Origin of the sequence: Burkholderia sp. 9120 (genome assembly GCF_000745015.1) — a bacterium.
Lineage (GTDB): Bacteria > Pseudomonadota > Gammaproteobacteria > Burkholderiales > Burkholderiaceae > Paraburkholderia.
This window is the reverse complement of sequence record NZ_JQNA01000002.1, coordinates 400,457-421,722: the sequence shown is the minus strand read 5'-3', so window position 1 is coordinate 421,722 and position 21,266 is coordinate 400,457. Positions and strand designations below refer to the sequence as shown.

At 62.1% G+C, this 21,266-nt stretch carries 18 protein-coding genes and 3 tRNA genes; 14 read left to right on the top strand and 7 right to left on the bottom strand.

The annotated features are described in order from the left end of the window. Window position 1: 1 nt before the first annotated feature. Window positions 2-736, bottom strand: coding sequence for an osmolarity response regulator transcription factor OmpR (gene ompR, locus FA94_RS10125; protein WP_006048917.1), 735 nt, complete (start codon window positions 734-736; stop codon window positions 2-4). Window positions 737-966: 230 nt separating this feature from the next. Between ompR and FA94_RS37905 the strand changes: the two genes are divergently transcribed. From FA94_RS37905 to FA94_RS10110, 3 genes are all read left to right on the top strand, one after another. Next, window positions 967-1,293 carry a hypothetical protein gene (locus FA94_RS37905; protein WP_081935856.1) on the top strand — a complete coding sequence of 109 codons (327 nt, stop codon included), beginning with the start codon at window positions 967-969 and terminating at the stop codon, window positions 1,291-1,293. A gap of 182 nt (window positions 1,294-1,475) precedes the next feature. Beyond that, window positions 1,476-3,185 (top strand): DUF1800 domain-containing protein, encoded by a 1,710-nt coding sequence (locus tag FA94_RS10115; RefSeq protein WP_231584919.1) that lies wholly within the window; start codon window positions 1,476-1,478, stop codon window positions 3,183-3,185. Between the two features lie 74 nt (window positions 3,186-3,259). Next, window positions 3,260-4,477, top strand: a complete 1,218-nt coding sequence (locus FA94_RS10110; protein WP_035550329.1) for a DUF1501 domain-containing protein — start codon at window positions 3,260-3,262, stop codon at window positions 4,475-4,477. 89 nt (window positions 4,478-4,566) lie between these two features. Here the strand turns inward: FA94_RS10110 and FA94_RS10105 are convergent, their stop codons facing one another. Next, window positions 4,567-5,400 (bottom strand): squalene/phytoene synthase family protein, encoded by an 834-nt coding sequence (locus FA94_RS10105; protein ID WP_035550326.1) that lies wholly within the window; start codon window positions 5,398-5,400, stop codon window positions 4,567-4,569. A 219-nt stretch (window positions 5,401-5,619) separates the two neighbouring features. Here FA94_RS10105 and FA94_RS10100 point away from each other — a divergent pair. Beyond that, a tRNA-Leu gene (locus FA94_RS10100) sits at window positions 5,620-5,706 on the top strand. 104 nt (window positions 5,707-5,810) lie between these two features. Here FA94_RS10100 and FA94_RS10095 read toward each other — a convergent pair. Further along, window positions 5,811-6,098, bottom strand: coding sequence for a hypothetical protein (locus FA94_RS10095; protein WP_035550324.1), 288 nt, complete (start codon window positions 6,096-6,098; stop codon window positions 5,811-5,813). Window positions 6,099-6,373: 275 nt separating this feature from the next. Here FA94_RS10095 and FA94_RS10090 point away from each other — a divergent pair, with 275 nt between their 5' ends. Beyond that, on the top strand, window positions 6,374-7,867 hold the full coding sequence (locus tag FA94_RS10090; RefSeq protein ID WP_035550322.1) for a DUF3999 domain-containing protein: 1,494 nt from the start codon (window positions 6,374-6,376) through the stop codon (window positions 7,865-7,867). Between the two features lie 37 nt (window positions 7,868-7,904). On the opposite strand, the gene FA94_RS10085 is transcribed toward FA94_RS10090, so the two are convergent. Continuing rightward, complete coding sequence (locus FA94_RS10085) at window positions 7,905-8,357, bottom strand: MarR family winged helix-turn-helix transcriptional regulator (RefSeq protein WP_035550319.1); 453 nt, start codon at window positions 8,355-8,357, stop codon at window positions 7,905-7,907. Window positions 8,358-8,420: 63 nt separating this feature from the next. Then, entirely contained in the window at window positions 8,421-9,566 is a 1,146-nt protein-coding gene (locus FA94_RS10080) for a glycerate kinase (protein ID WP_035550314.1), read from the bottom strand. A 409-nt stretch (window positions 9,567-9,975) separates the two neighbouring features. Here FA94_RS10080 and tig point away from each other — a divergent pair, with 409 nt between their 5' ends. From tig to FA94_RS10040, 8 genes are all read left to right on the top strand, one after another. Continuing rightward, window positions 9,976-11,322 (top strand): trigger factor, encoded by a 1,347-nt coding sequence (tig, locus tag FA94_RS10075; protein WP_035550310.1) that lies wholly within the window; start codon window positions 9,976-9,978, stop codon window positions 11,320-11,322. A gap of 215 nt (window positions 11,323-11,537) precedes the next feature. Continuing rightward, the gene (gene clpP / locus FA94_RS10070) at window positions 11,538-12,191 is read left to right on the top strand and encodes an ATP-dependent Clp endopeptidase proteolytic subunit ClpP (RefSeq protein ID WP_007182010.1); all 654 of its coding nucleotides are present in this window, start codon (window positions 11,538-11,540) and stop codon (window positions 12,189-12,191) included. A gap of 184 nt (window positions 12,192-12,375) precedes the next feature. After that, complete coding sequence (gene clpX / locus FA94_RS10065; protein WP_035550307.1) at window positions 12,376-13,647, top strand: ATP-dependent Clp protease ATP-binding subunit ClpX; 1,272 nt, start codon at window positions 12,376-12,378, stop codon at window positions 13,645-13,647. A 203-nt stretch (window positions 13,648-13,850) separates the two neighbouring features. Continuing rightward, window positions 13,851-16,274, top strand: a complete 2,424-nt coding sequence (gene lon / locus FA94_RS10060) for an endopeptidase La (protein WP_035550305.1) — start codon at window positions 13,851-13,853, stop codon at window positions 16,272-16,274. 412 nt (window positions 16,275-16,686) lie between these two features. Next, window positions 16,687-16,959, top strand: a complete 273-nt coding sequence (locus FA94_RS10055) for an HU family DNA-binding protein (protein ID WP_035550302.1) — start codon at window positions 16,687-16,689, stop codon at window positions 16,957-16,959. A gap of 76 nt (window positions 16,960-17,035) precedes the next feature. Then, window positions 17,036-17,111, top strand: a tRNA-Val gene (locus FA94_RS10050). 51 nt (window positions 17,112-17,162) lie between these two features. After that, a tRNA-Asp gene (locus tag FA94_RS10045) sits at window positions 17,163-17,239 on the top strand. An 86-nt stretch (window positions 17,240-17,325) separates the two neighbouring features. After that, window positions 17,326-19,263 carry a SurA N-terminal domain-containing protein gene (locus FA94_RS10040; protein ID WP_035550300.1) on the top strand — a complete coding sequence of 646 codons (1,938 nt, stop codon included), beginning with the start codon at window positions 17,326-17,328 and terminating at the stop codon, window positions 19,261-19,263. Between the two features lie 144 nt (window positions 19,264-19,407). On the opposite strand, the gene FA94_RS10035 is transcribed toward FA94_RS10040, so the two are convergent. Next, a complete protein-coding gene (locus tag FA94_RS10035) occupies window positions 19,408-19,749 on the bottom strand; it encodes a hypothetical protein (protein WP_035550297.1) in 342 nt (113 codons plus the stop codon). Window positions 19,750-19,868: 119 nt separating this feature from the next. Beyond that, window positions 19,869-20,573, bottom strand: a complete 705-nt coding sequence (locus FA94_RS10030) for an arylesterase (protein WP_035550294.1) — start codon at window positions 20,571-20,573, stop codon at window positions 19,869-19,871. Between FA94_RS10030 and FA94_RS10025 the strand changes: the two genes are divergently transcribed. Further along, window positions 20,572-21,258 (top strand): ABC transporter ATP-binding protein, encoded by a 687-nt coding sequence (locus FA94_RS10025; RefSeq protein WP_051980518.1) that lies wholly within the window; start codon window positions 20,572-20,574, stop codon window positions 21,256-21,258. The genes FA94_RS10030 and FA94_RS10025 overlap by 2 nt on opposite strands. The last annotated feature ends 8 nt before the right edge of the window (window positions 21,259-21,266 follow it).

The window sequence follows — 21,266 nt, the reverse complement described above, 5'->3', positions numbered from 1 at the left end:
CTCAGGCTGCACCGTCGGGGATGAACACGTAACCCAGACCCCAGACGGTCTGAATGAAACGCGGGCTGCCCGGATCCGGCTCGATCAGCTTGCGCAGACGCGAGATCTGCACGTCGAGGCTGCGGTCGAACACTTCGTATTCACGACCACGTGCCAGTTCCATCAGCTTTTCACGCGACAACGGCTGGCGCGGATGACGCGCGAACACCTTCAGCACGGAGAACTCGCCCGTGGTCAGCGGGATTTCCTGGCCGGCCTTGGTGAGCGTGCGGGTGGCGAGGTTCAGCGCGAACTCGCCGAACTCGAACACCTCGGTGGTTTCCGACGGCGCGCCCGGCAATTCGGACGGCGACTGGCGGCGCAACACCGCGTGAATCCGCGCGACCAGTTCGCGCGGGTTGAACGGCTTGGGCAGATAGTCGTCGGCGCCCATTTCGAGGCCCACGATACGATCGACGTCTTCACCCTTGGCCGTCAGCATGATGATCGGCGTGCGGTCGTTACTGCCGCGCAAACGCCGGCAAATCGACAGGCCGTCCTCGCCGGGCAGCATCAGATCGAGCACGAGCAGATCGAAGCGCTCACGCACCCAGAGCTTGTTCATGGACGGCGCGTTCTCGGCGACATAGACATTGAAGCCCTGTTCACCGAGGTAGCGGCGCAACAGATCGCGCAGGCGCGGATCGTCGTCGACGACGAGGATTTTCGAAGGGTTTTTAGTTTCCATGGTCGGCATCTTAGCGCGATTAGAAAGGGGTGCGCGGTTGCATCATTTATCGGGTTACAGTCAGTTACAAAATTTACCCGCACTGTGGCACGACGTAAAGCGGGGGCAGGTAGACTGCTTTACTGAATGCGGCTGTTCGGTGGATACTTCACTCGACTAAAAACTCTCGCACCCGGCTAGTTACCGGGGTCTGTATACGCATTTGAGGTAGCCGGTTGCCGCGCCACGAAGGGAAAAACATGAAGGGAGGGGTTTGGCCAAATGTGCGCCTGAGCGTTATTGCACTGGCAGTTGCCGGTACGCTCGCAGGCTCACTGGGACCCACGCTCGCCCATGCCCAGCCTTCCGCCGACAGAGCTGCGAGCGAACACGCGCCCAGACCCGGCAACCCCAAGGTCAATCGCCATAACGCCAATATCGAGCGTCCCGCTTCCGACGTGATGTTGCGCACCGCAGTCCCTCCCGATCTCGATCAACGTCGTCGTGACGGCCATATGACGCCCGACGAACGGCGTCTGTTACGGCAGCACATCGAAGATGCTGTCCGCGAACTTTATAAGCGATAGCTATTTCCGTGCCTGCCCCTGGCCGGCATCTCGCGCATCGTCCTTGCGTGAAAAATTTCGTTGCACTTCCCCCGTCAACTTTCCCGTCCAATCTGCCGTTGAGTCGTCAGAGCCGAGCGCCGCTTGCCATGCACAAGATGGGCAAGCGCCGCTCCGTGACGTTGCGTCAACCCGGATGATCCATGATGAAATTGCCAGGACGTGGTAATCGCGGCACGGTGTTTGCCGCATCGGCCAGCGTGCTCGCGGCGGTGGTCTGCGCGGCGGTCTCCGCTACGCCGGCGTCGGCCGTGCAGCAGCAGGGCACGCCTCGTGTTCCGCACGCGAAGCATCGGCCCACGGCATCCGCGGCATCCGCGGCATCCGCGGCGGCCGATACGTCCGACAGCGAGCAAGGCCTGCTCGACGCCGACGACGCGCGCTTCTTCCTGACGCGTGTCGGCTTCGCGCCGGACAGCGCCGAGGTCGCCCAATACGTGGGACTCACGCGCGCCCAGGCCGTCGACAAGGTGCTCGCGGGTACCCGAACCGAAGCGCTGACGCCGCTGCCCGAGTGGGTGCTCGAACCGATCCCGACGCGCGAGATCCGTAAAACGTGGAGCGACGATCAGCGCCGCGACGAGCAGCGTCTGCGTGGCCAGCGGTACGACGCGTTACGCGCATGGTGGGTGCGCGAGATGCTCAGCACGCCGTCGCCGCTGACCGAGCGCATGACGCTGTTCTGGGCCAATCACTTCACGTCCGGGCAGGACAAGGTCGGGTATCCGCAGCAGATGGCGCAGCAGAACATGCTGCTGCGTCGCGACGCGCTCGGCAACTTCGGCGAGATGCTGCACGACGTCGCGAAAGATCCGGCGATGCTGCAATACCTCGACGGCGCGAGCAATCGCAAGGGCAAGCCCAATGAGAATTTCGCCCGTGAGGTGATGGAGCTGTTCACCTTGGGCGAAGGTCATTACACGCAGCGCGATGTGTCGGAAGCGGCGCGCGCTTACACGGGCTGGAGTCTCGATCCCGATACGCAGGCCTACGTGTGGCGCGCGAACCAGCACGACGACGGCGAGAAGACGGTGCTCGGTGAGGCCGGTCCGTTCGATGGCGACCAGGTGCTCGACATTCTGCTCGCGCGGCCGGATACGGCCACCTTCGTCACGACCAAACTGTGGCGCGAATTCGTGTCCGACACGCCGGACCCGGCGCGAATTGCGCCGATCGCGGCGCAGTTCCGCGCGAGTCACTACGACATCAAGGTCGCGTTGCGCGGCCTGTTCATGAGCGACGCGTTCTGGGACGACGACGATCGCGGCGTGCTCGTGAAGTCGCCGGCGGAATTCGTGGTGGGCACGCTGCGCGCGTTCGATATTGGTTACGACAACACCACGCCGTTCGCCGCGGAGATCCGCAACCTCGGCGAAAACCTGTTTTATCCGCCGAACGTCAAAGGTTGGCCGGGCGGCACGACCTGGATCAACAGTTCGACGTTGCTGGCCCGCAAGCAGTTTGTTGAGCAGTTGTTCCGCGCGACCGAAGCCGCGAGGCCGCGGCCGATGGGCAAGCCGGTGAACGGCGCGATGAACAATGTGATGAACGGCGCGATGAACGGCAAGGTCGCGGCAAGTGGCGCACCGGCTAGCGGTAAGGCAGGTAATTCGCCGTTACAACGTGTGATCGCGCGAACGGGTCAAAACGCGCAAGGCGGCGTACGCTTCGATATCGACACGTGGCTCGCGCATTACAACACCGCGCCGACGGCGAAGCCGGGGTTGTCGGCGGAGTTGCAGTTGCAGCACGCGGTCTTGCCGCTGACGCCGGTGGACGCGATCGAAACCGATTCGACCGCGAGCGCGTACCTGGAAGCGTTGCTGATGGACCCGGCTTATCAGTTGAAATGAGCTGTTGAAGCTAGCCTTTGAGGCGAGCCGTTGAAGCAAGCCACTCACGCCATAACGATCGAACGAGGTGCAGGATGAAACGACGCAGCTTTCTCTCGATGGGCGCCGCCGCGAGCGCGACGCTCTGGCTGCCTCGCGCGTTCGGCGCGCAACTCGATGGCCTTGGCGCCTCGCGGTCGCGTGGCTACGACAACCTGCTGATCCTCGTCGAACTGAAAGGCGGCAACGACGGCTTGAACACCGTGATTCCGTACGCCGATCCGGCTTACTATCAATTGCGCAAGAACATTGGCATCAAACGCGAGCAGGGCATTCAGCTCGACGAGCGCACCGCGCTGCATCCTTCACTGCAGCCGTTGATGCCACTCTGGCACAGCCAGCAACTGGCGATCGTGCAAGGCGTGAGCTACACGCAACCGAACCTTTCGCATTTCCGTTCGATCGAGATCTGGGACACCGCCTCGCGCTCCGACCAGTATCTGCGCGAAGGCTGGCTGACCCGCGCGTTTGCACAGTCACCGGTGCCGCCCGGTTTTGCCGCCGACGGCGTGGTGATCGGCAGCGCCGAAATGGGACCGCTCGCGAATGGCGCGCGCGCGATCGCGCTGGTCAATCCGGCGCAGTTCGTCAAGGCTTCGCGCCTCGCGACGCCGGTCTCGCTGCACGAACGCAACCCGGAACTCGCGCATATTCTCGACGTTGAAAACGACATCGTGAAAGCGGCGGACCGGCTGCGTCCCACGCAAGGTCAGGCGCAGTTGAAGACGGTGTTTCCCGGCGGTGCTTTCGGCAGCTCGATCAAAACGGCGATGCAGGTTTTAGCGGCCGGCGATACGTCGCAGGAAAAACCGAAGAGCGGGCAGGGCGTGGCGGTGATCCGTCTGACGCTGAACGGGTTCGACACGCACCAGAACCAGCCGGGTCAGCAGGCGGCGCTGCTCAAGCAACTGGCGGAAGGTTTCGCGTCGATGAAGTCGGCGCTGACCGAACTCGGCCGCTGGGACGACACGCTGGTGATGACCTATGCCGAGTTCGGGCGCCGTCCGCGTGAGAATCAGAGCAATGGCACGGACCATGGGACGGTGGCGCCGCACTTCGTGATGGGCGGGCGCGTGCGCGGCGGTCTGTATGGCGTGCCGCCGGTTCTCGCGCGACTCGATGGCAATGGCAACCTGCCGGTCGGCGTGGATTTCCGGCAGCTTTATGCGACGGTGTTGGGGCCGTGGTGGGGGCTCGACGCGTCGACGATTTTGCAGCAGAGGTTCGAGCCGTTGCCGTTATTGCGCGCGTGATGTGAGGGCGCGTTGAGGGGCGCTTAACGACCGGCACTTGACGAGCGTCGCTTCACAACGACCCAACAGCCGTCCCGCGCGCCGCGCGTCTACTTCGCGCGCCACGCGATCCACAGCTTGCGAACCGGCGTCAACGCGATGCGTTGATGCAGCACGTGATAACCATCGCGTTCAATCTCATCCAGCAGCGCCAGCGCGAGCGCGGCGAGCGCGAGCAGCGTGCGCTGTGCGCGGCGCTCGGCAGCAGGCACGGCCGCGAGCGCGGCATGCAACGCGTCACGCGCGCGAGTCGTCTCGAAGCGCATCAGGTCGGTGAACGCATCGGTATATTTGCGATTGATCAGATCCGCCGCGGTCACGTTGAAGCGCTGCATTTCGTCGATCGGAATATAGATGCGGCCGTGACGGGCATCGTTACCGGTCTCGACCACGAGTTGCGCGAGTAGCAGCGCGTCGCCGAGTTGCACGGACCAGCTCGAAACCTGCTCGCCGTCCGCTGCGCTCCTGGTCGCCGCGCGTGCCACCAGCGCGGCGAACGTGCCGCCGACGCCTTGCACGTAGCGCCGCAGATTCGGATAGTCGAGATAGCGCGCCTGGTCGAGGTCCATCTCGAAGCCGGCGAGCAGGCCCTGCAGCGCCGGATACGCCGCCTTCACGTCGGGCAGGTACGCGGCCAGCGCCTTCGACACAGGATGCGACGGCGAGCCCGAGGCCAGCGCGGCCAGTTCGTTTTGCCACCACGCGAGTTTCGTCCGGCCGATGGTCGGATCGCTGGTTTCCTTGACCGTTTCTTCGAACTCGCGGCGTAGCGCGAACAGCGCGGTGAGCGTCGGCCGGCTTTTCGCGGACGCCTGACGCAGCGCGTAGTAAGTGCCCGATCCGGGTGGTGCCGCTTTCTGCTGGCAATAGTCGTCGAAATTCACTGGATTGGGCGTGTGGGGAACAGGCGGCAAAGAAGGGGCACGTGGTTCGTGCATCGAGCCAAAAATTGTAGCATCGGCGCCGTCCGGACAGATGCCCGGCAGATGCAGACAAGCGCGAATCTATCGGTTAGAATCTCGCGCTTACGGTTTCGGGCGCGAGTTTTGAACGCGGCCGCAAGCCTGCAGGACATCGGATAGGCGCATCGCGTCGATCCGGCTGCGAGGGTGGCGAAATTGGTAGACGCACCAGGTTTAGGTCCTGACGCCCGCAAGGGTGTAGGGGTTCGAGTCCCCTCCCTCGCACCATTAATCTGTAGCGAAGAACCCCGTTAAGTCTTTGGACTGACGGGGTTTTTTGTTTCCGGTCTGACTTTTTCGCTGGGCGCCGGGCAGGTGCTGCCCGGCTGTGCTCAAGCTTCCGGTGCGTCGGGTTGCGCCTGCATACCCGGCAGCTCGGCTTGCGCCGCGCCTTCGAGGAAACGGCGGGTCGAGTCGAACGCCTGCAGCATCGGCTCGGGCCATGGCGTTTTCAACATCACGGCCTGATGGTTGTCGAATGCCGACGACAACAGTTTCGCCAGTTCAGGCGAACGCAGATGACGCAGCAGCACACTGACGGCAATCGCCGTCGCCTGGCTCGCGCCGGCGGTCTGGAGTTCCGAAGCGGTGAGAGCCGCGACCTGTTTGTTGATGTCCACTGAAACTTCCTTGGATGAAATGTGGGAGATTGAAGGCTCGGTGGCCGCTGCCGAATTTTGACATGGTTGACGGGTCGCCGCGTGGCGGCGAGATGGTGGCTGTGTCCTTCGTGTGGTTCAATGCGCTGCTCTCGCGGCGCGTGTGCTCTGTTTAAGCTGTTGCATGTGAGCGTTGTCGAGCGGATTGTGTTGTTCATCGGCAGGGGTTCGATGTGGCTGCTCGTCGGCTGCATCCAGCCGTTGCCGCCCGAGGCTGTGGTCGTGGAAACCGAGCAATGAAGCGTGTCCTGAAACTGACCGGCTGGTGTTGTGCGTTCGTGTTCGCGTGGGCATCGGCGCCAGTGTCGGCCGCCGACAATTTCGCAGAGCGTTTTGCGCTGCAACTCGACAACGGCGCTTCTTTTTATAGCGTGACGTTGCCCGCCGCCGTCTACGCGGCGAGCCAGCGCAGCGATCTGGGCGACGTGCGCGTTGTCGACAGCGCCGGCGAAGCCATGCCGTATTCACTCGAGATACCACGCGACGCCGCGCGCGGCGCGCCCACGTTGCGTCCGGTGAACTGGTTTCCGTTGCCGCCGGCTGTGCCCGGCGCCTCCAGCGCGCCATTCGGCGTGGCGATGGCCGCCGACGGCTCGCTGCGCGCCACCGCAGCCCCGCCGGCCCGCGAACAGCACGACACGGATCTGATCGACGCGGGGCGTGCGGCGCGCGCGGGTCGGGTGAGTGCGTTGCTCGTGCACCTGCGGGACGACAATTACCAGGGGCGCGTCACGGTCGAAGCCAGCGACGATCTACGCCACTGGCAACCCGCCGGCGACGCGCAACTGCTCAAGGTCAACGCCAACGGCAGCGCGCTGAGTCAGGACCGTGTCGAGTTGGACGGCGCGCCGGCGCGCTATCTGCGGCTGCATTGGCTCGACGGCACGCCCTATATCGAGTCGATCGACATGGAAGTGCAGGCCGTCGCCGTCCATGCGCAACGCGCCGACGCGCAGCGGACGTGGCGCGAAGGCATCGTCGCTCATGCCGGGCCGAAGCCGGGCGAGTATTTCTTCGCGACGGGCGGCCCGTATCCGGTCGACCGGCTGCGGCTGAATTTGCCGCAGCCCGATACGGTGGCGCCGGCAGTTGTTTATTCGCGCACGGGTCTCGACGCGCCTTGGCGTGAAGTGTCGAGTGCGACGCTGTTCCGCTTGCACAACGGCGCGGTCGAGCAAAACAATCCGTCGCTCTCGTTCGCGCCCGATACCGATCGTCAATGGCGGGTGGTGGTCGATACGCGCAATGGCGGACTAGGTAACGGAACCTTGACGGTGGCCGCCGGCTGGCGTCCGGCGACGCTGCTTTTCGCCGCGCATGGGGTCGCGCCGTTCGCGCTGTCGGTGGGGAGCGTCGCGACCGTATCGGCGGCAGTGAGTCGGGATGAGCTGTTGGCGGGCGCGTCATCGGTTGTGGCGACGGCGCGCGTGGGCGACGCGTTGTCACTTGGGCCGGACGCCGATGGTCAGCCCGCGCCACCGGATGCGCGGCGTCGCTACCTGATAGGGGCGGCGTTGTTGTTGGCGGTGGGCTCGCTCGCCGCGCTCGCATGGCGGCTCGCGCGCGGTGCTCGCGCCCATGCGCAGGCGGGCGGGGCGAGTGGCGCGATGGCGAATGGTTTGCCAGTCGAATCCGGAGCAATGAACGCTCCGGCTGTTGATGCGGATGCTGCGCGGTCCGGCGTCAACGCCAGTGTCAACGTCAACACCAAAGGTGACGGCAAAGCCTGAGTTCAGCGTATGCCGACCCGGCCGCCGCTTTTGCGTCTCACTCCTCGCGCGCCATCATCGTTTCGATGATTTTGTCGAGCGAATGGCCGAACGCGATTTTTTCCTGCTCGTCGAGGCAATCGAACAGATCGCCGTTCCACTTGCGCGCGATCGGCATCACCTTCCGGTACAGCGCGCGCCCCTCCGGGGTCAGCGAGACCAGCACGACGCGGCCGTCTTCGGCGCTCGGCTCGCGTTTCACCAGCCCTTGTTTGATCAACGCTTCCGCGGCGCGGCTCGCCTGACTCTTGTCGAGGTTGGCGTGCCGCGCCAGTTCCATGATCGAGAACGGTCCAAACGAGCCCACCGATGCAATCACGCGCGCCTCAGGCAAGGTCACGCCGAGCTTGTCCTGATAGCGCTCGCTGATACCACGCTCTGCAAGCTTGTTCAGCACATGCAGGCGGTACGTGAGGAACTGCTCGAGCCCGGCTTTGGCGGAGTCCTTCATGGTCTTCCCGTAGTGAGTGATGCGGTCGCGGCGCTGTGATTGTTGCCGCAACCGTCCCGTCGGTCAACGCGCGCCGAATTTCAGGCGCGTCAATTGTTCGGCCGCGTCGGCCAGCAGACGCGCCGCGTCGCGAATCGCGACCTCGAGCGTGATCGGGCCGGGCGCCGGCGAGAAGCAGCCGCTGAAGTATTCGGCGAGCCGCGGCAGGGCCGCGGAGTCCACCGCGCCGGACAGCAGCGTGGCCGGCACGCCCGCAGCCTGTGCGTGGCGGCACGCAATGAAGGGTGCTTTGCCGTGCAGCGTTTGCACGTCTGACCGGCCTTCGCCCGTGATCAGCCAGTTCGCGCCTTCGAGCGCGGCGTCGAGGCCGATTTGCCGTGCAACGGTTTCCGCGCCCGGCTCGAATTGCGCGCCGAGCATATGCAGCGCGAAGCCGAGGCCGCCGGCCGCACCCGCGCCCGGCAGGTCGCGCGCGCTGCGCCCGAGCGCCGCTTCGAGCAGATCGGCGAAGCGGGTGAGAGCCGCGTCGATCGACGCGATCTGCTCCGGCTTCACGCCTTTTTGCGGACCGAACACCGCGGTGGCACCGTGCTCACCGGTCAGCGGGTTGTCGACGTCGGACATGCCGACGAATTGCGTGTCTTTCAGCCGCGCGTCGAGTTGCGACACGTCGAGCCGCGCGACGCGCGCAAGCTGTTCGGGTGTGGCGTCGAGTTCCTGATCCTGGGCGTCGAATAGTTTCAGACCGAGGCCGGCGAGCAGGCCGGCGCCGCCATCATTCGTGCTGCTGCCGCCAAGCGCTACGTAAAAGCGCCGCACGCCCGCGTCCAGCAGCGCGCGGATCGCTTCGCCCATGCCGCGCGTGCTGCGCGCCTCGACCGGCACGCCCATGCCCACCGGATCCGTAATGCCGACTACTTCCGCCGTTTCGACGATCGCGCTGCCGTCGGCGAGTAGGCCCGTGAGCGCGTCGCGTACCGGACCGGCCGCACCGCGCACGCTGAGCGTGCGGCGTTCGCCGCCGCTGGTGAGCATGGCGTCGAGCGTGCCTTCGCCGCCGTCGGCCATCGGGCAGATACGCACTTCGGCGTCAGGGCGGGCGCGGCGAATGCCTGACGCGATCGACTGCGCGACCTGTTCCGCGCTAAGCGAGCCTTTAAAAGAGTCGGGAGCAATGACGACGACGGGCGAGGACGGCGAATTCGGCATGGTGTCTCTGATAGTTTGGAATCGTGGCGAGGGCGGGTGCGGCGACGACACTGCGGAAGAAATGCAGGCGCAGCCCCGAGCGCGTGCGTCACTTTATCAGCATGGGCGCGCCGACTGAATATGTCGAACGGCATAGCCGGGATCGTCCGAACCTGGCGGAAACCGCGCCGAAACGGCGTGGAAAGCGGCCCGAATCGCGAGAAAAAAGCAGCGAATCGAGGAATCCCGCTTGGGCGCGCAAATAGTTTGCTAAAATATTTGGCTCTTTGGACCCAACCGTGCTGCCGGCGGCCTGCAAGCCCGCGGCGCAGGCGCGCAATCGACGCAACGCCACGCTGTCAAGCGACGTCGAAAAGCGGCACGGAGAAGATAACTGATTCGCTCGAATAATTTTAGGACGATTGAAGCCATGGCTAACGTTGTTGAGAACCTCGGCAAGCTCGAACGCCGCGTCACGATTTCCCTGCCGAAGGACGCCGTGCAGAAGGAAGTGGACTCGCGTATCCGTCAACTCGCGAAGAACGTGCGCATGCCGGGTTTCCGCCCGGGCAAGGTGCCGCTCAAGATGGTGACGCAACAGTATTCGGGTCAGGTGGAAGCCGAAGTCCTGAGCGACAAGGTCGGCAAGGAATTCTTCGACATCAGCCGCGCCGAAAACCTGCGCGTCGCCGGTCAGCCGAGCTTCGCGCCGAAGTCCGACGCGGTTGAAGGCGACTACGCTTTCGACGCGACCTTCGAGGTGTATCCGGAAGTGAAGCTGGGCGACGTCGCCACGGCTGAAATCGAGCGCACCACGACCTCCATCAGCGAAGCGGAAATCGATCGCACGCTGGAAATCCTGCGCAAGCAGCGCGTGCACTTCCACGCTCGCGGCGAAGCCGGCGACCATGGTGACGGCGGTGCGGACACGGCAGCGAAAGAAGGCGATCGCGTGTCGGTCGACTTCGTCGGCAAGATCGACGGTGAAGTGTTCCAGGGCGGTAGCGCTGACGACTTCGCTTTCGTGCTGGGCGAAGGCCGCATGCTGCCGGAATTCGAAACGGCTGCGACGGGCCTGAAGGTCGGCGAGTCGAAGGAATTCGACCTGGCGTTCCCTGAGGACTACCACGGCAAGGAAGTCGCCGGTAAGACCGCGCAATTCACGATCACGATGAAGAAGATCGAGTGGCCGCATCTGCCGGAAATCGACGCTGAATTCGCGAAGTCGCTCGGTATCGAAGACGGCGATCTGACCAAGATGCGCGCTGAGATCAAAGACAATCTCGAACGCGAAGCGAAGCGCCGCACGCAAGCCATCGTCAAGAACCAGGTGATGGACGCGCTGCTGAAGATTTCGGAACTGGACGTGCCGAACGCGCTGATCGAGCAGGATCAGGAACGCCTCGTCGTGATGGCGCGTCAGGATCTGGAGCAACGCGGCGTGCCGAACGCCAAAGACGCACCGATCCCGGCTGCCATGTTCAAGGACCAGGCCGAGCGCCGCGTCAAGCTGGGCCTCGTGCTGGCCGAGCTGGTCAAGGCCAACGAACTGCAAGCGAAGCCGGAGCAGATTCGTGCCGAAGTCGACGAATTCGCGAAAAGCTACGAAGACCCGAAGGAAGTCGTCCGCTGGTATTATTCCAACCAGCAACGTCTTGCAGAAATGGAAGCGTACGTCGTTGAAGCCAACGTCGTCGATTTCGTCCTCAGCAAGGCCAAGGTGACGGACAAGGAAGTAAGCTTCGAAGAACTGGCAAGCGCAACGGCGCAAGCGTAAGCGTCGCTGCAACGGCGTGCCGGCTGTCGGAGTGACGGCCCGCACGCCGTTTTTTTGTGCGGCGAGTAGGTAGTGAACGTGCGTTGCATTTTGCATGGCGTTTTGCGCCACGTTGCATCCGGCGCTCGCACTGATCGCGCACTTGAATACGGGCTTGTCGACCACACCTGTCTAGCATCTAATATTTAGAATATTTCCAGACAAGGATCCATTGCATGACCTTTCGCGCCCAAATGCTGGACACGTTGACCTCCCAGTCGTCCCGGGATCTCGAAGCGCAGGCGCTCGGACTGGTGCCGATCGTCGTGGAAACGAGCGGCCGGGGCGAGCGCTCGTATGACATCTATTCGCGTCTGCTGAAGGAACGCATCGTGTTCCTGGTCGGCGAGGTGAACGATCAGACGGCCAATCTGGTTGTCGCGCAGATGCTGTTCCTTGAAAGCGAAAATCCGGACAAGGACATCAGCTTCTACATCAATAGCCCGGGTGGCTCGGTGTCGGCTGGTATGGCGATCTACGACACGATGCAGTTCATCAAGCCCGACGTTTCCACGTTGTGCATGGGACTCGCGGCCAGCATGGGCGCATTCCTGCTGGCGGCCGGCGCGAAGGGCAAGCGTTTCGCGCTGCCGAACTCGCGCGTGATGATTCACCAGCCGCTGGGCGGCGCACGTGGTCAGGCATCGGACATCGAAATTCAGGCGCGCGAAATCCTGTATTTGAAGGAGCGTCTGAATCACCTGCTGGCGCACCATACCGGCCAACCGGTCGAGCGTATTGCACGCGACACCGACCGCGACAATTTCATGTCCGGCGATGACGCGCAAGCCTACGGCCTGGTCGACCAGGTCGCGCACAAGCGCCCTTGATCTGGTGGGGCCTTGCCCTGAAATGAGGCAAGGCCGTCGTCCGATCGGTTTGTGAAATAATCAAAACTCGTCCGAGCGCCTGCGGCAAACGCCGTCACCTTGGCTCAGCCCCTGCCGCGCCCCAACTGTGAGGCCGGGGCAAACGGCGTATCATGTAATAGAGTGTCCGGAGGCTCACACATCTATGGCGGACAAGAAAAGTTCTAACAGCGAAAAGCTGTTGTATTGCTCGTTTTGCGGCAAGAGCCAGCATGAAGTCAAAAAACTGATTGCCGGCCCGTCGGTGTTCATCTGCGATGAATGTATCGACCTGTGCAACGAAATCATCCGTGACGAAGCTGCAGGCGCGGGCATCGAGGCGGGCTTGTCCAAGTCCGATCTGCCGAGCCCGCAGGAAATCCGTGAAATCCTCGACCAGTACGTGATCGGTCAGGAACGCGCGAAGAAGATTCTCGCGGTGGCGGTGTACAACCACTACAAGCGCCTCAAGCACCTCGACAAGAAAGACGAGATCGAGCTGTCCAAGAGCAACATCCTGCTGATCGGCCCGACGGGCTCCGGCAAGACCTTGCTCGCGCAGACGCTGGCGCGTCTTCTGAACGTGCCGTTCGTGATTGCCGATGCAACCACGCTGACGGAAGCCGGCTATGTCGGTGAAGACGTCGAGAACATCATCCAGAAGCTGCTGCAGAACTGCAATTACGAAGTCGACAAAGCCCAGCGCGGCATTGTCTACATCGACGAAATCGACAAGATCAGCCGCAAGTCCGACAACCCGTCGATCACCCGCGACGTGTCGGGTGAAGGCGTGCAGCAGGCACTGCTGAAGCTGGTCGAGGGCACGATGGCGTCGGTGCCGCCGCAGGGCGGTCGCAAGCATCCGAATCAGGACTTCATCCAGGTCGACACGACCAACATCCTGTTCATTTGCGGCGGCGCGTTCGACGGACTCGAAAAAGTCATCGTCGATCGTACCGAGAAAACTGGCATCGGCTTCGGCGCCAGTGTGAAGAGCAAGCAGGACCGCGACGCCGGCGAAGTGCTGCGCGAAGTGGAGCCGGAAGATCTGATCAAGTTCGGTCTGATTCCGGAATTGATCGGTCGTCTGCCGGTGGTGGCCACGCTCGGCAAGCTCGACGAAGTCGCGTTGATGAAGATCCTCGTCGAACCGAAGAACGCGCTGGTGAAGCAGTACCACAAGCTGTTCAATATGGAACGCGTCGAGCTCGAAATTCGCCCGGGCGCGTTGCAGGCTGTGGCGCGTAAGGCGATTCGTCGCAAGACGGGGGCACGGGGTCTGCGCTCCATCCTGGAACAGGCGTTGCTTGACGTGATGTACGATCTGCCGGCAATGAAAGGCGTTAGCAAGGTCATCATCGACGACAACGTGATTGATGGCGACGGCAAACCGCTGCTGATCTATGAAGACGCGCCAAAAGTGGCGGGTTCGAACTGATCGGCTTTCGGGTTCTGCAAAAAAAGCCGTTCATGGCGACGTGAACGGCTTTTTTCGTTTATCGTGTGGTTAAGGATACTTGTTTTCACTATGGAGTCACTGAACCTTCGGAGTCACTGAACTTTTCCCACACGCGGAGGCTTGCAATATTTTCTGCTGGCCTCACCTATCGAACGAACTGATTCCACTCATGGGGAAATGAAATGTCAGGAACCCAACTCCTCCCGCCGGAACGCATTACGCTCCCGCTGCTCCCGCTGCGTGACGTAGTCGTTTTCCCGCACATGGTGATTCCGCTCTTCGTAGGCCGCCCGAAGTCGATCAAGGCTCTCGAAGCAGCGATGGAAGGCGGCAAGCACATCATGCTCGTCGCCCAGAAAACGGCTGCGAAAGATGAGCCGACCGAAAAGGACATGTACGAAGTAGGGTGTATTGCCAACATCCTGCAAATGCTGAAGCTGCCCGACGGTACCGTGAAGGTGCTCGTCGAAGGCTTGCAGCGCGCGAAGACGCTTTCCATCGAAGAACAGGAAACGCAGTTCTCGTGCGAAGTCATGCCGCTCGAACCCGACCACGCCGACAGCGCTGAAACTGAAGCGCTGCGCCGCGCGATCGTGTCGCAGTTCGACCAGTATGTGAAGCTGAACAAGAAGATCCCGCCGGAGATCCTGACGTCGCTGTCGGGTATCGACGAGGCTGGCCGTCTGGCCGACACGATCGCGGCGCATTTGCCGTTGAAGCTCGACCAGAAGCAGCACATCCTCGAAATGTTCCCGGTGATCGAGCGTCTCGAGCATCTGCTCGCGCAACTCGAAGCCGAGATCGACATCCTGCAGGTCGAAAAGCGCATCCGTGGGCGTGTCAAACGCCAGATGGAGAAGAGCCAGCGCGAGTACTACCTGAATGAGCAGGTCAAGGCGATCCAGAAGGAACTCGGTGAAGGTGAAGAAGGTGCGGATCTCGAGGAACTCGAGAAGCGCATCACGGCTGCCCGCATGCCGAAGGAAGCCAAGAAGAAGGCCGACGCCGAGCTGAAGAAGCTCAAGCTGATGTCGCCGATGTCGGCTGAAGCAACGGTCGTGCGTAACTACATCGACACGCTGATCGGCCTGCCGTGGCGCAAGAAGAGCAAGGTCAACAACGACCTCTCGAATGCGGAACGCGTGCTCGACGAAGACCACTTCGGTCTCGAGAAAGTGAAGGAACGCATTCTCGAGTATCTCGCGGTCCAGCAACGTGTCGACAAGGTGAAAGCGCCGATCCTATGCCTCGTTGGGCCGCCGGGTGTCGGTAAGACGTCGCTGGGTCAGTCGATCGCTCGCGCCACGAACCGCAAGTTCGTGCGTATGGCGCTCGGCGGCGTGCGCGACGAAGCCGAGATTCGCGGTCACCGTCGTACGTACATCGGTTCGATGCCCGGCAAGATTCTTCAAAGCCTGACCAAGGTCGGCGTGCGCAATCCGCTCTTCCTGCTCGACGAAGTCGACAAGATGGGTCAGGATTTCCGCGGCGATCCGTCGTCGGCCTTGCTCGAAGTGCTCGATCCGGAACAGAACCATACGTTCGCCGATCACTACGTCGAAGTCGACTTCGATCTGTCGGACGTGATGTTCGTGGCGACGTCGAACTCGCTGAACATTCCGCCGCCATTGCTCGACCGGATGGAAGTGATCCGTCTGTCGGGTTACACGGAAGACGAGAAGGTCAGCATCGCGCAACGTTATCTTTTGCCGAAGCAGAAGAAGAACAACGGCCTCAAGGAAGGTGAGGTCGATGTGACGGAAACAGCGATCCGCGACATCATTCGTTACTACACGCGTGAAGCGGGCGTACGTTCGCTCGAGCGTGAAATCTCGAAGATCTGCCGCAAGGTCGTGAAGATGCTTCTGCTGAAGAAGGCGGAAGGCGCGGTGAAGGTCGACGGCAGCAACCTCGACACGTTCCTTGGCGTGCGCAAGTATGACTTCGGTCTGGCGGCGAAGGAAAATCAGGTTGGCCAGGTCACGGGTCTCGCGTGGACGGAAGTGGGCGGCGATCTGCTGACCATCGAAGCTGCGGTGATGCCGGGTAAAGGCAACGTGATTCGCACGGGTTCGCTCGGCGACGTGATGAAGGAATCCGTCGAGGCAGCACGTTCGGTGGTTCGTTCGCGCTCGCGTCGTCTCGGTATTAAGGACGAAGCGTTCGAGAAGCAGGACATTCACATCCACGTGCCGGAAGGCGCGACGCCGAAGGACGGTCCTTCGGCCGGTATCGCGATGACGACCGCGCTGGTGTCGGTACTGACCGGAATTCCGGTGCGTGCCAATGTCGCGATGACAGGCGAAATCACGTTACGTGGCGAAGTTCTGCCGATCGGCGGCCTGAAAGAGAAGCTGCTGGCGGCGCATCGCGGCGGTATCAAACTGGTGCTGGTTCCGGAAGAAAACGTCAAGGACTTGACGGAGATCCCGGACAACGTGAAGAACGCAATCGAAATCGTGCCGGTCCGCTGGATCGACAAGGTGCTCGAACTGGCGCTCGAACGTGTGCCGCAGGCATTGCCGGATGAAGAGCCGAAACCTGCTACGCCGGTCGCGACTGAGTCAGGCAAAGACGTCGGTGCGACGGAAGTCGTGAAGCACTAATCTTCAAGCGTTAAAGCGGCGCGCAGCGAAAGCTGTTTGCCGGACAAAAAACCCGCGGTTATGCCGCGGGTTTTTTTATTGCCGGCTCCTTTTATCGCTCAGTTATCGCTCGGTTATCGCTTGATCACCATCACGCCTCGCGACGCGTTTCGCAGCGCCTCCGCAGCACCGGGTTTCCCAACCTTTGAACAATCGCGCGACCTACGCGCCGACTGGTTGCACATACATCGATTCGCGGCAAGATTTGGTGATAAGCGGGCCTTTGCAAATCCCTCTGAATCAGGCTCAACCCCGCTTGACACAAGGGTTTCGGCCAATTCTAATGACTCGGCTCGGCGTAGCCCGCCGGCCGCGTGAAACCAGGCGCAGCAGAGCGCCATCACGATTGCCATAAACATTCTCGGGGGTTGGAATGAACAAGACGGAATTGATCGATCACATTGCACAGCAAGCCGACATTTCGAAGGCTGCGGCGGGCCGCGCGCTCGACGCCGTGATCGGCGGTGTCAAAGGGACGTTGAAGAAGGGTGAATCGGTGACGCTGGTCGGCTTTGGTACGTTCGCGGTCGGCAAGCGCACCGCACGCACGGGCCGCAATCCGCGCACCGGCGCCGCGATCAAAATCAAGGCGGCAAAGGTGCCCAAATTTAGGCCTGGCAAAGCTCTGAAGGATGCGCTAAACTAATGGGCTTGCTGCTTGAGAAATCGAGCGGCAGAAAATAAGCAAGCTGATTCACTAAAGTGGCATTAGATCGTGAAACGGGTGCTTAGCTCAGTTGGTAGAGCGGCGCCCTTACAAGGCGTAGGTCGGGAGTTCGAGCCTCTCAGCACCCACCAGTTTCCGGTTTAGTCGAGTGTCTCAGTCAGCGCAGTATCAGTGCAGTATAAGGAGTGGTAGTTCAGTCGGTTAGAATACCGGCCTGTCACGCCGGGGGTCGCGGGTTCGAGTCCCGTCCACTCCGCCAGTATCCTCGAAAGGCGAACTACGGTTCGCCTTTTTTATTGCCCGCTGTTGTAAGATCGGGCGTTCTGTTTTTGGCACCCCTCACGCATGCTCGATTTTTTCCGTAATCACAAACGCCTGATGATGGTCATGCTCATCCTCGTCATTGTGCCGGGGTTGGGTTTTGTGGGTATTCAAGGCTTCCGCGGCTTCTTTGACGAAAGTGCGAATGTCGCGAGCGTCAACGGTCACAAGATCACGCGCGCCGAATACGACGACGCAATGCGTCAGCAGCTCGACCGTGCCCGTCAGATGCTCGGCGCGCAGTTCGACATGAAGTCGTTCGACACGCCTGAACGCCGTAGCGAAATGCTCGACGGTCTGATCGAGCAACGCGTGCTGGCCGACGAAACGCAGCGTCTGCATCTGACTGCGTCGGACGACGCGGTGCGCCGCGTGCTGCTGAACGACCCGGTGATCTCGTCGCTGAAGAATCCCGATGGTTCGATCGACGTCGAGCGTTACAAGCAGTTGCTCGCCATGCAAGGCATGACGCCCGATCAATACGACGAGCGCGTGCGCTACAGCATCGCCACGCAGCAATTGCCCGTCTCGATCCAGAGCAGCGCGTTCACGTCGAAGACGCTCGCGCAGCATCTGACCGAGCTCGCCGAGCAGCAGCGTGAAGTGCAGGGCATCGCATTCCATCCGCGCGACTACGCGGCGAAAGTGCAGCCCACCGACGCGCAACTGCAGGGGTATTACGACGCGCACAAGAACGACTTCGCCACGCCCGCCACCGCCACGATCCAGTATCTGGTGATGTCGCCGGCCACGCTGGCGGCGTCGGCGCAGCCGAGCGACGCGGATCTGAAAAAGTACTACGACGACAACATCGCGCACTTCCGCACGGACGGCCAGGTGAGAGCCAGCCACATCCTGATCGCGGCGCCGAAAGACGCGAGCGCGGCCGACAAGGCCAAGGCGAAGCAGAAGGCTGAAGACCTGCTCGCGCAGGTCAAGGCGCATCCGGATCAGTTCGCGCAGATTGCGCAGCAGAATTCGCAGGATCCGGGTTCGGCGTCGAAGGGCGGCGATCTGGGTTACTTCGGTCCCGGCATGATCGCCGGCGGCAAGGCGTTCGACGACGCAGTGTTCGCGTTGAAGAAAGACGAAGTCAGCGGCATCGTGCAAACGGACTTCGGCTATCACATCGTCAAGGTGACGGACGTGAAGCCGGCCGTGACCCGGCCGTTCGACGAAGTGAAAGACCAGATCTCGAAGGACCTGAAGACGCAACTCGCGACCAAGGCATTCAGCGACGATTCGGAAGGCTTCACGTCGATCGTCTACGAAAAAGCGAAGAGCCTGCAACCGGCCGCGGACAAGTACAAGCTGCAAATGCAAACCGCTACGGTGACGCCGCAGCCGGATCCGAAGCTGCCGGCTGGCAGCCCGCTCGGCAATCCGAAGTTCCTGGCCGCTGTGTTCGCGAGCGACGCAGTGACTGCGCGCAACAACACGCAGGCTATCGACGTCGGCGGCAACACGCTGATCGCGGCGCACGTCACGGATTACAAAGCGGCCGCCGTACCTGCGCTCGACGCGGTCAAGGACGCGGTGCGTCAGAAGGTGATCGCGGTTCAATCGGACGAAGCTGCGCACAAGGACGGTATCGCGAAGCTGGCCGACTTTGAAAAGTCCAGGTCGACCGCGGGATTCTCGTCGCCGCTGAAGGTGTCGCGCAATGACGCGCAAGGCATGCCGCCGGCAGCACTGAGTGCAATCTACAAAGCGGACGCGCAAAAATTGCCGGCGTACGTCGGTGTGGACCTCGGTGACGACGGTTACGCGATCTATCGTGTGAACGCGGTGGTTGCGGGCGCACCGATCGATCCGCAGCGTCTGGCTGCAGCGCAGCAACAGATTGCGCAAGTCGACGCGCAGTCCGAAGCGGAAGCGTATCTGCAGGCTGTGCGCACGCGTTCGAAGGTGAAGTTCTTCGGCGCGTTGGACAGCAGCAATGCGCAGGCGAGCGGCGAATAAGCCTTAGCGTTCGCGCTGATCGATGCAAGAAACAAAAAAGCCCCGCAAATCGCGGGGCTTTTCATTTGGCGAGTAATCCAGAGTCTCAGACGCTTTATTGATACGGATCGCCAAACGGTTTGCTGCAGTGCTTCAAAGTGAGGATCACAGGCAACCGCTGATGGCGCCGGTAGCGTCGCTACCCGCACCGCCGTTCGCGCGGAAGCCTACCCAAGTACCCTTGCCGGAATACGACGGACGCACCACCGCGGCCGCGCCGCTAGGCGGTTGCTGGCCCGGAACGTAGACGTCCATGGCCTGATCGTTAGCCATCGTGTCTTGCGACACGACCTGCTGTTGCGAGCTATCTGCCCATTTCTGCGCGATGCAGGTGGCAACGGCCTTCACCGGTTGCTGGCTTTGACCGACAGATTGGACGCCTGCAGGCGGTTGAGCGGCGCAGGCAGAAATTGCCACGGTCAAAGCGATTAACGGTAGGTATTTCACGTTATCTCCTCAAGAGACGCTCAAAAATCGAGCCGGGTTACACGGGATTACGAAAGTGTCAGATAGACCTTACCGATCCGTGTTCCCAAAGTTCTGGAAACAAGTTGTTAGCGCGCTGTTCAGCGCGGCGAACTTGGTCGAAGGAGCGGCTTAACCACAGGCCACACGTTATTGAGTAGCACTGGCTGTGCCTGCTGGGTCGGATGCATCTGATCCGCCTGGAACATGTCCGGTTTGTCGGCGATGCCGGCGAGCAGGAACGGCACCAGCGCGACATGCAATTGCTGCGACAGTTGGCCGTACATGGCATGGAACTTTTGGGTGTAGTCGGGGCCGTAATTAGGCGGCACATACATGCCCACCAGCACGACCTTCGCGTGACCCTGTTGGGCCTGTTCGACGATCGTGCGCAGGTTGTCGTCGGTGGTGGAGAGCGGTACGCCGCGCAAGGCGTCGTTAGCGCCGAGTTCGACGATCACGATGCTCGGCTTCAGGCGCTCCAGCAATGCCGGCAAACGGGCGCGTCCGCCGCTGGTGGTGTCGCCGCTAATGCTTGCATTGGCGACGCTATAATCGATTCGCTCGGTGGCAAGGCGCTGGCGCATCAAGGCAACCCAGCCCGTGTCGCGAGGCAGGCCGTACTCGGCGGAGATGCTGTCGCCGAGCACGACGATCACCGGCCTGGCCGGTTCGGGCGCGTTGGCGGCACGCGCCGCAAAGGGCAGCGCAAACAGGGTGGCGGCCACCAGGCCCAAGCCGAATGCCGAAGTCGGCGCTGCGGCGCGCGGCGCAATGGCAAGCACTTTCAACCTACGCTTCACCATGCTAAACAAAACTGATCCAGTCATTGAAGTGCGGGGTTTGTGCAAGAAGGTTAAGGATGCGACGGGCGAACTGACGATTCTCGACAACATCGATCTTGCTATCGATGCCGGCAGCAGTGTGGCGATCGTCGGCGCATCCGGGTCGGGCAAGTCTACGCTGCTCGGCTTGCTCGCGGGATTGGACAGCGCGAGTTCGGGCTCGGTTCGACTACTCGGTCGCGAACTCACCGAATTGAGCGAAGACGAGCGGGCCGCATTGCGCAGCGGCTCGGTCGGTTTCGTGTTCCAGTCGTTTCAACTGATGCCGCATTTGACGGCGCTCGAAAACGTCACGTTGCCGCTCGAGTTGCAGGGCGGCGTCGGCACGCGCGAAGCCGCGACGCGTGCGCGTGGTTTGCTGGAGCAGGTGGGGTTAGGGCAGCGCACGGGTCACTATCCGAAGCTTCTTTCGGGCGGCGAGCAGCAACGTGTGGCTTTGGCACGCGCGTTCGTCACGCATCCGGCGATCCTGTTCGCGGACGAGCCGACCGGCAGTCTCGACGCCGCCACCGGCCACGCCGTGATCGACCTGATGTTCGAGATGAATCGCGCGAACGGCGCCACGCTGATTCTGGTTACGCACGATATCGAGCTGGCGCGTCGCTGCGATACGACTGTGACGATCGAGGCGGGTCGGCTGGCTTGAAGCGACCT

Excerpts from the sequence above, each read along its gene's own strand:
- ompR (WP_006048917.1), bottom strand. The coding sequence starts at position 736 with ATGCCGACCATGGAAACTAAAAACCCTTCGAAAATCCTCGTCGTCGAC.
- FA94_RS37905 (WP_081935856.1), top strand. The coding sequence starts at position 967 with ATGAAGGGAGGGGTTTGGCCAAATGTGCGCCTGAGCGTTATTGCACTG.
- FA94_RS10115 (WP_231584919.1), top strand. The coding sequence starts at position 1,476 with ATGATGAAATTGCCAGGACGTGGTAATCGCGGCACGGTGTTTGCCGCA.
- FA94_RS10110 (WP_035550329.1), top strand. The coding sequence starts at position 3,260 with ATGAAACGACGCAGCTTTCTCTCGATGGGCGCCGCCGCGAGCGCGACG.
- FA94_RS10090 (WP_035550322.1), top strand. The coding sequence starts at position 6,374 with ATGAAGCGTGTCCTGAAACTGACCGGCTGGTGTTGTGCGTTCGTGTTC.
- FA94_RS10085 (WP_035550319.1), bottom strand. The coding sequence starts at position 8,357 with ATGAAGGACTCCGCCAAAGCCGGGCTCGAGCAGTTCCTCACGTACCGC.
- FA94_RS10080 (WP_035550314.1), bottom strand. The coding sequence starts at position 9,566 with ATGCCGAATTCGCCGTCCTCGCCCGTCGTCGTCATTGCTCCCGACTCT.
- tig (WP_035550310.1), top strand. The coding sequence starts at position 9,976 with ATGGCTAACGTTGTTGAGAACCTCGGCAAGCTCGAACGCCGCGTCACG.
- clpP (WP_007182010.1), top strand. The coding sequence starts at position 11,538 with ATGACCTTTCGCGCCCAAATGCTGGACACGTTGACCTCCCAGTCGTCC.
- clpX (WP_035550307.1), top strand. The coding sequence starts at position 12,376 with ATGGCGGACAAGAAAAGTTCTAACAGCGAAAAGCTGTTGTATTGCTCG.
- lon (WP_035550305.1), top strand. The coding sequence starts at position 13,851 with ATGTCAGGAACCCAACTCCTCCCGCCGGAACGCATTACGCTCCCGCTG.
- FA94_RS10055 (WP_035550302.1), top strand. The coding sequence starts at position 16,687 with ATGAACAAGACGGAATTGATCGATCACATTGCACAGCAAGCCGACATT.
- FA94_RS10040 (WP_035550300.1), top strand. The coding sequence starts at position 17,326 with ATGCTCGATTTTTTCCGTAATCACAAACGCCTGATGATGGTCATGCTC.
- FA94_RS10025 (WP_051980518.1), top strand. The coding sequence starts at position 20,572 with ATGCTAAACAAAACTGATCCAGTCATTGAAGTGCGGGGTTTGTGCAAG.
- FA94_RS10030 (WP_035550294.1), bottom strand. The coding sequence starts at position 20,573 with ATGGTGAAGCGTAGGTTGAAAGTGCTTGCCATTGCGCCGCGCGCCGCA.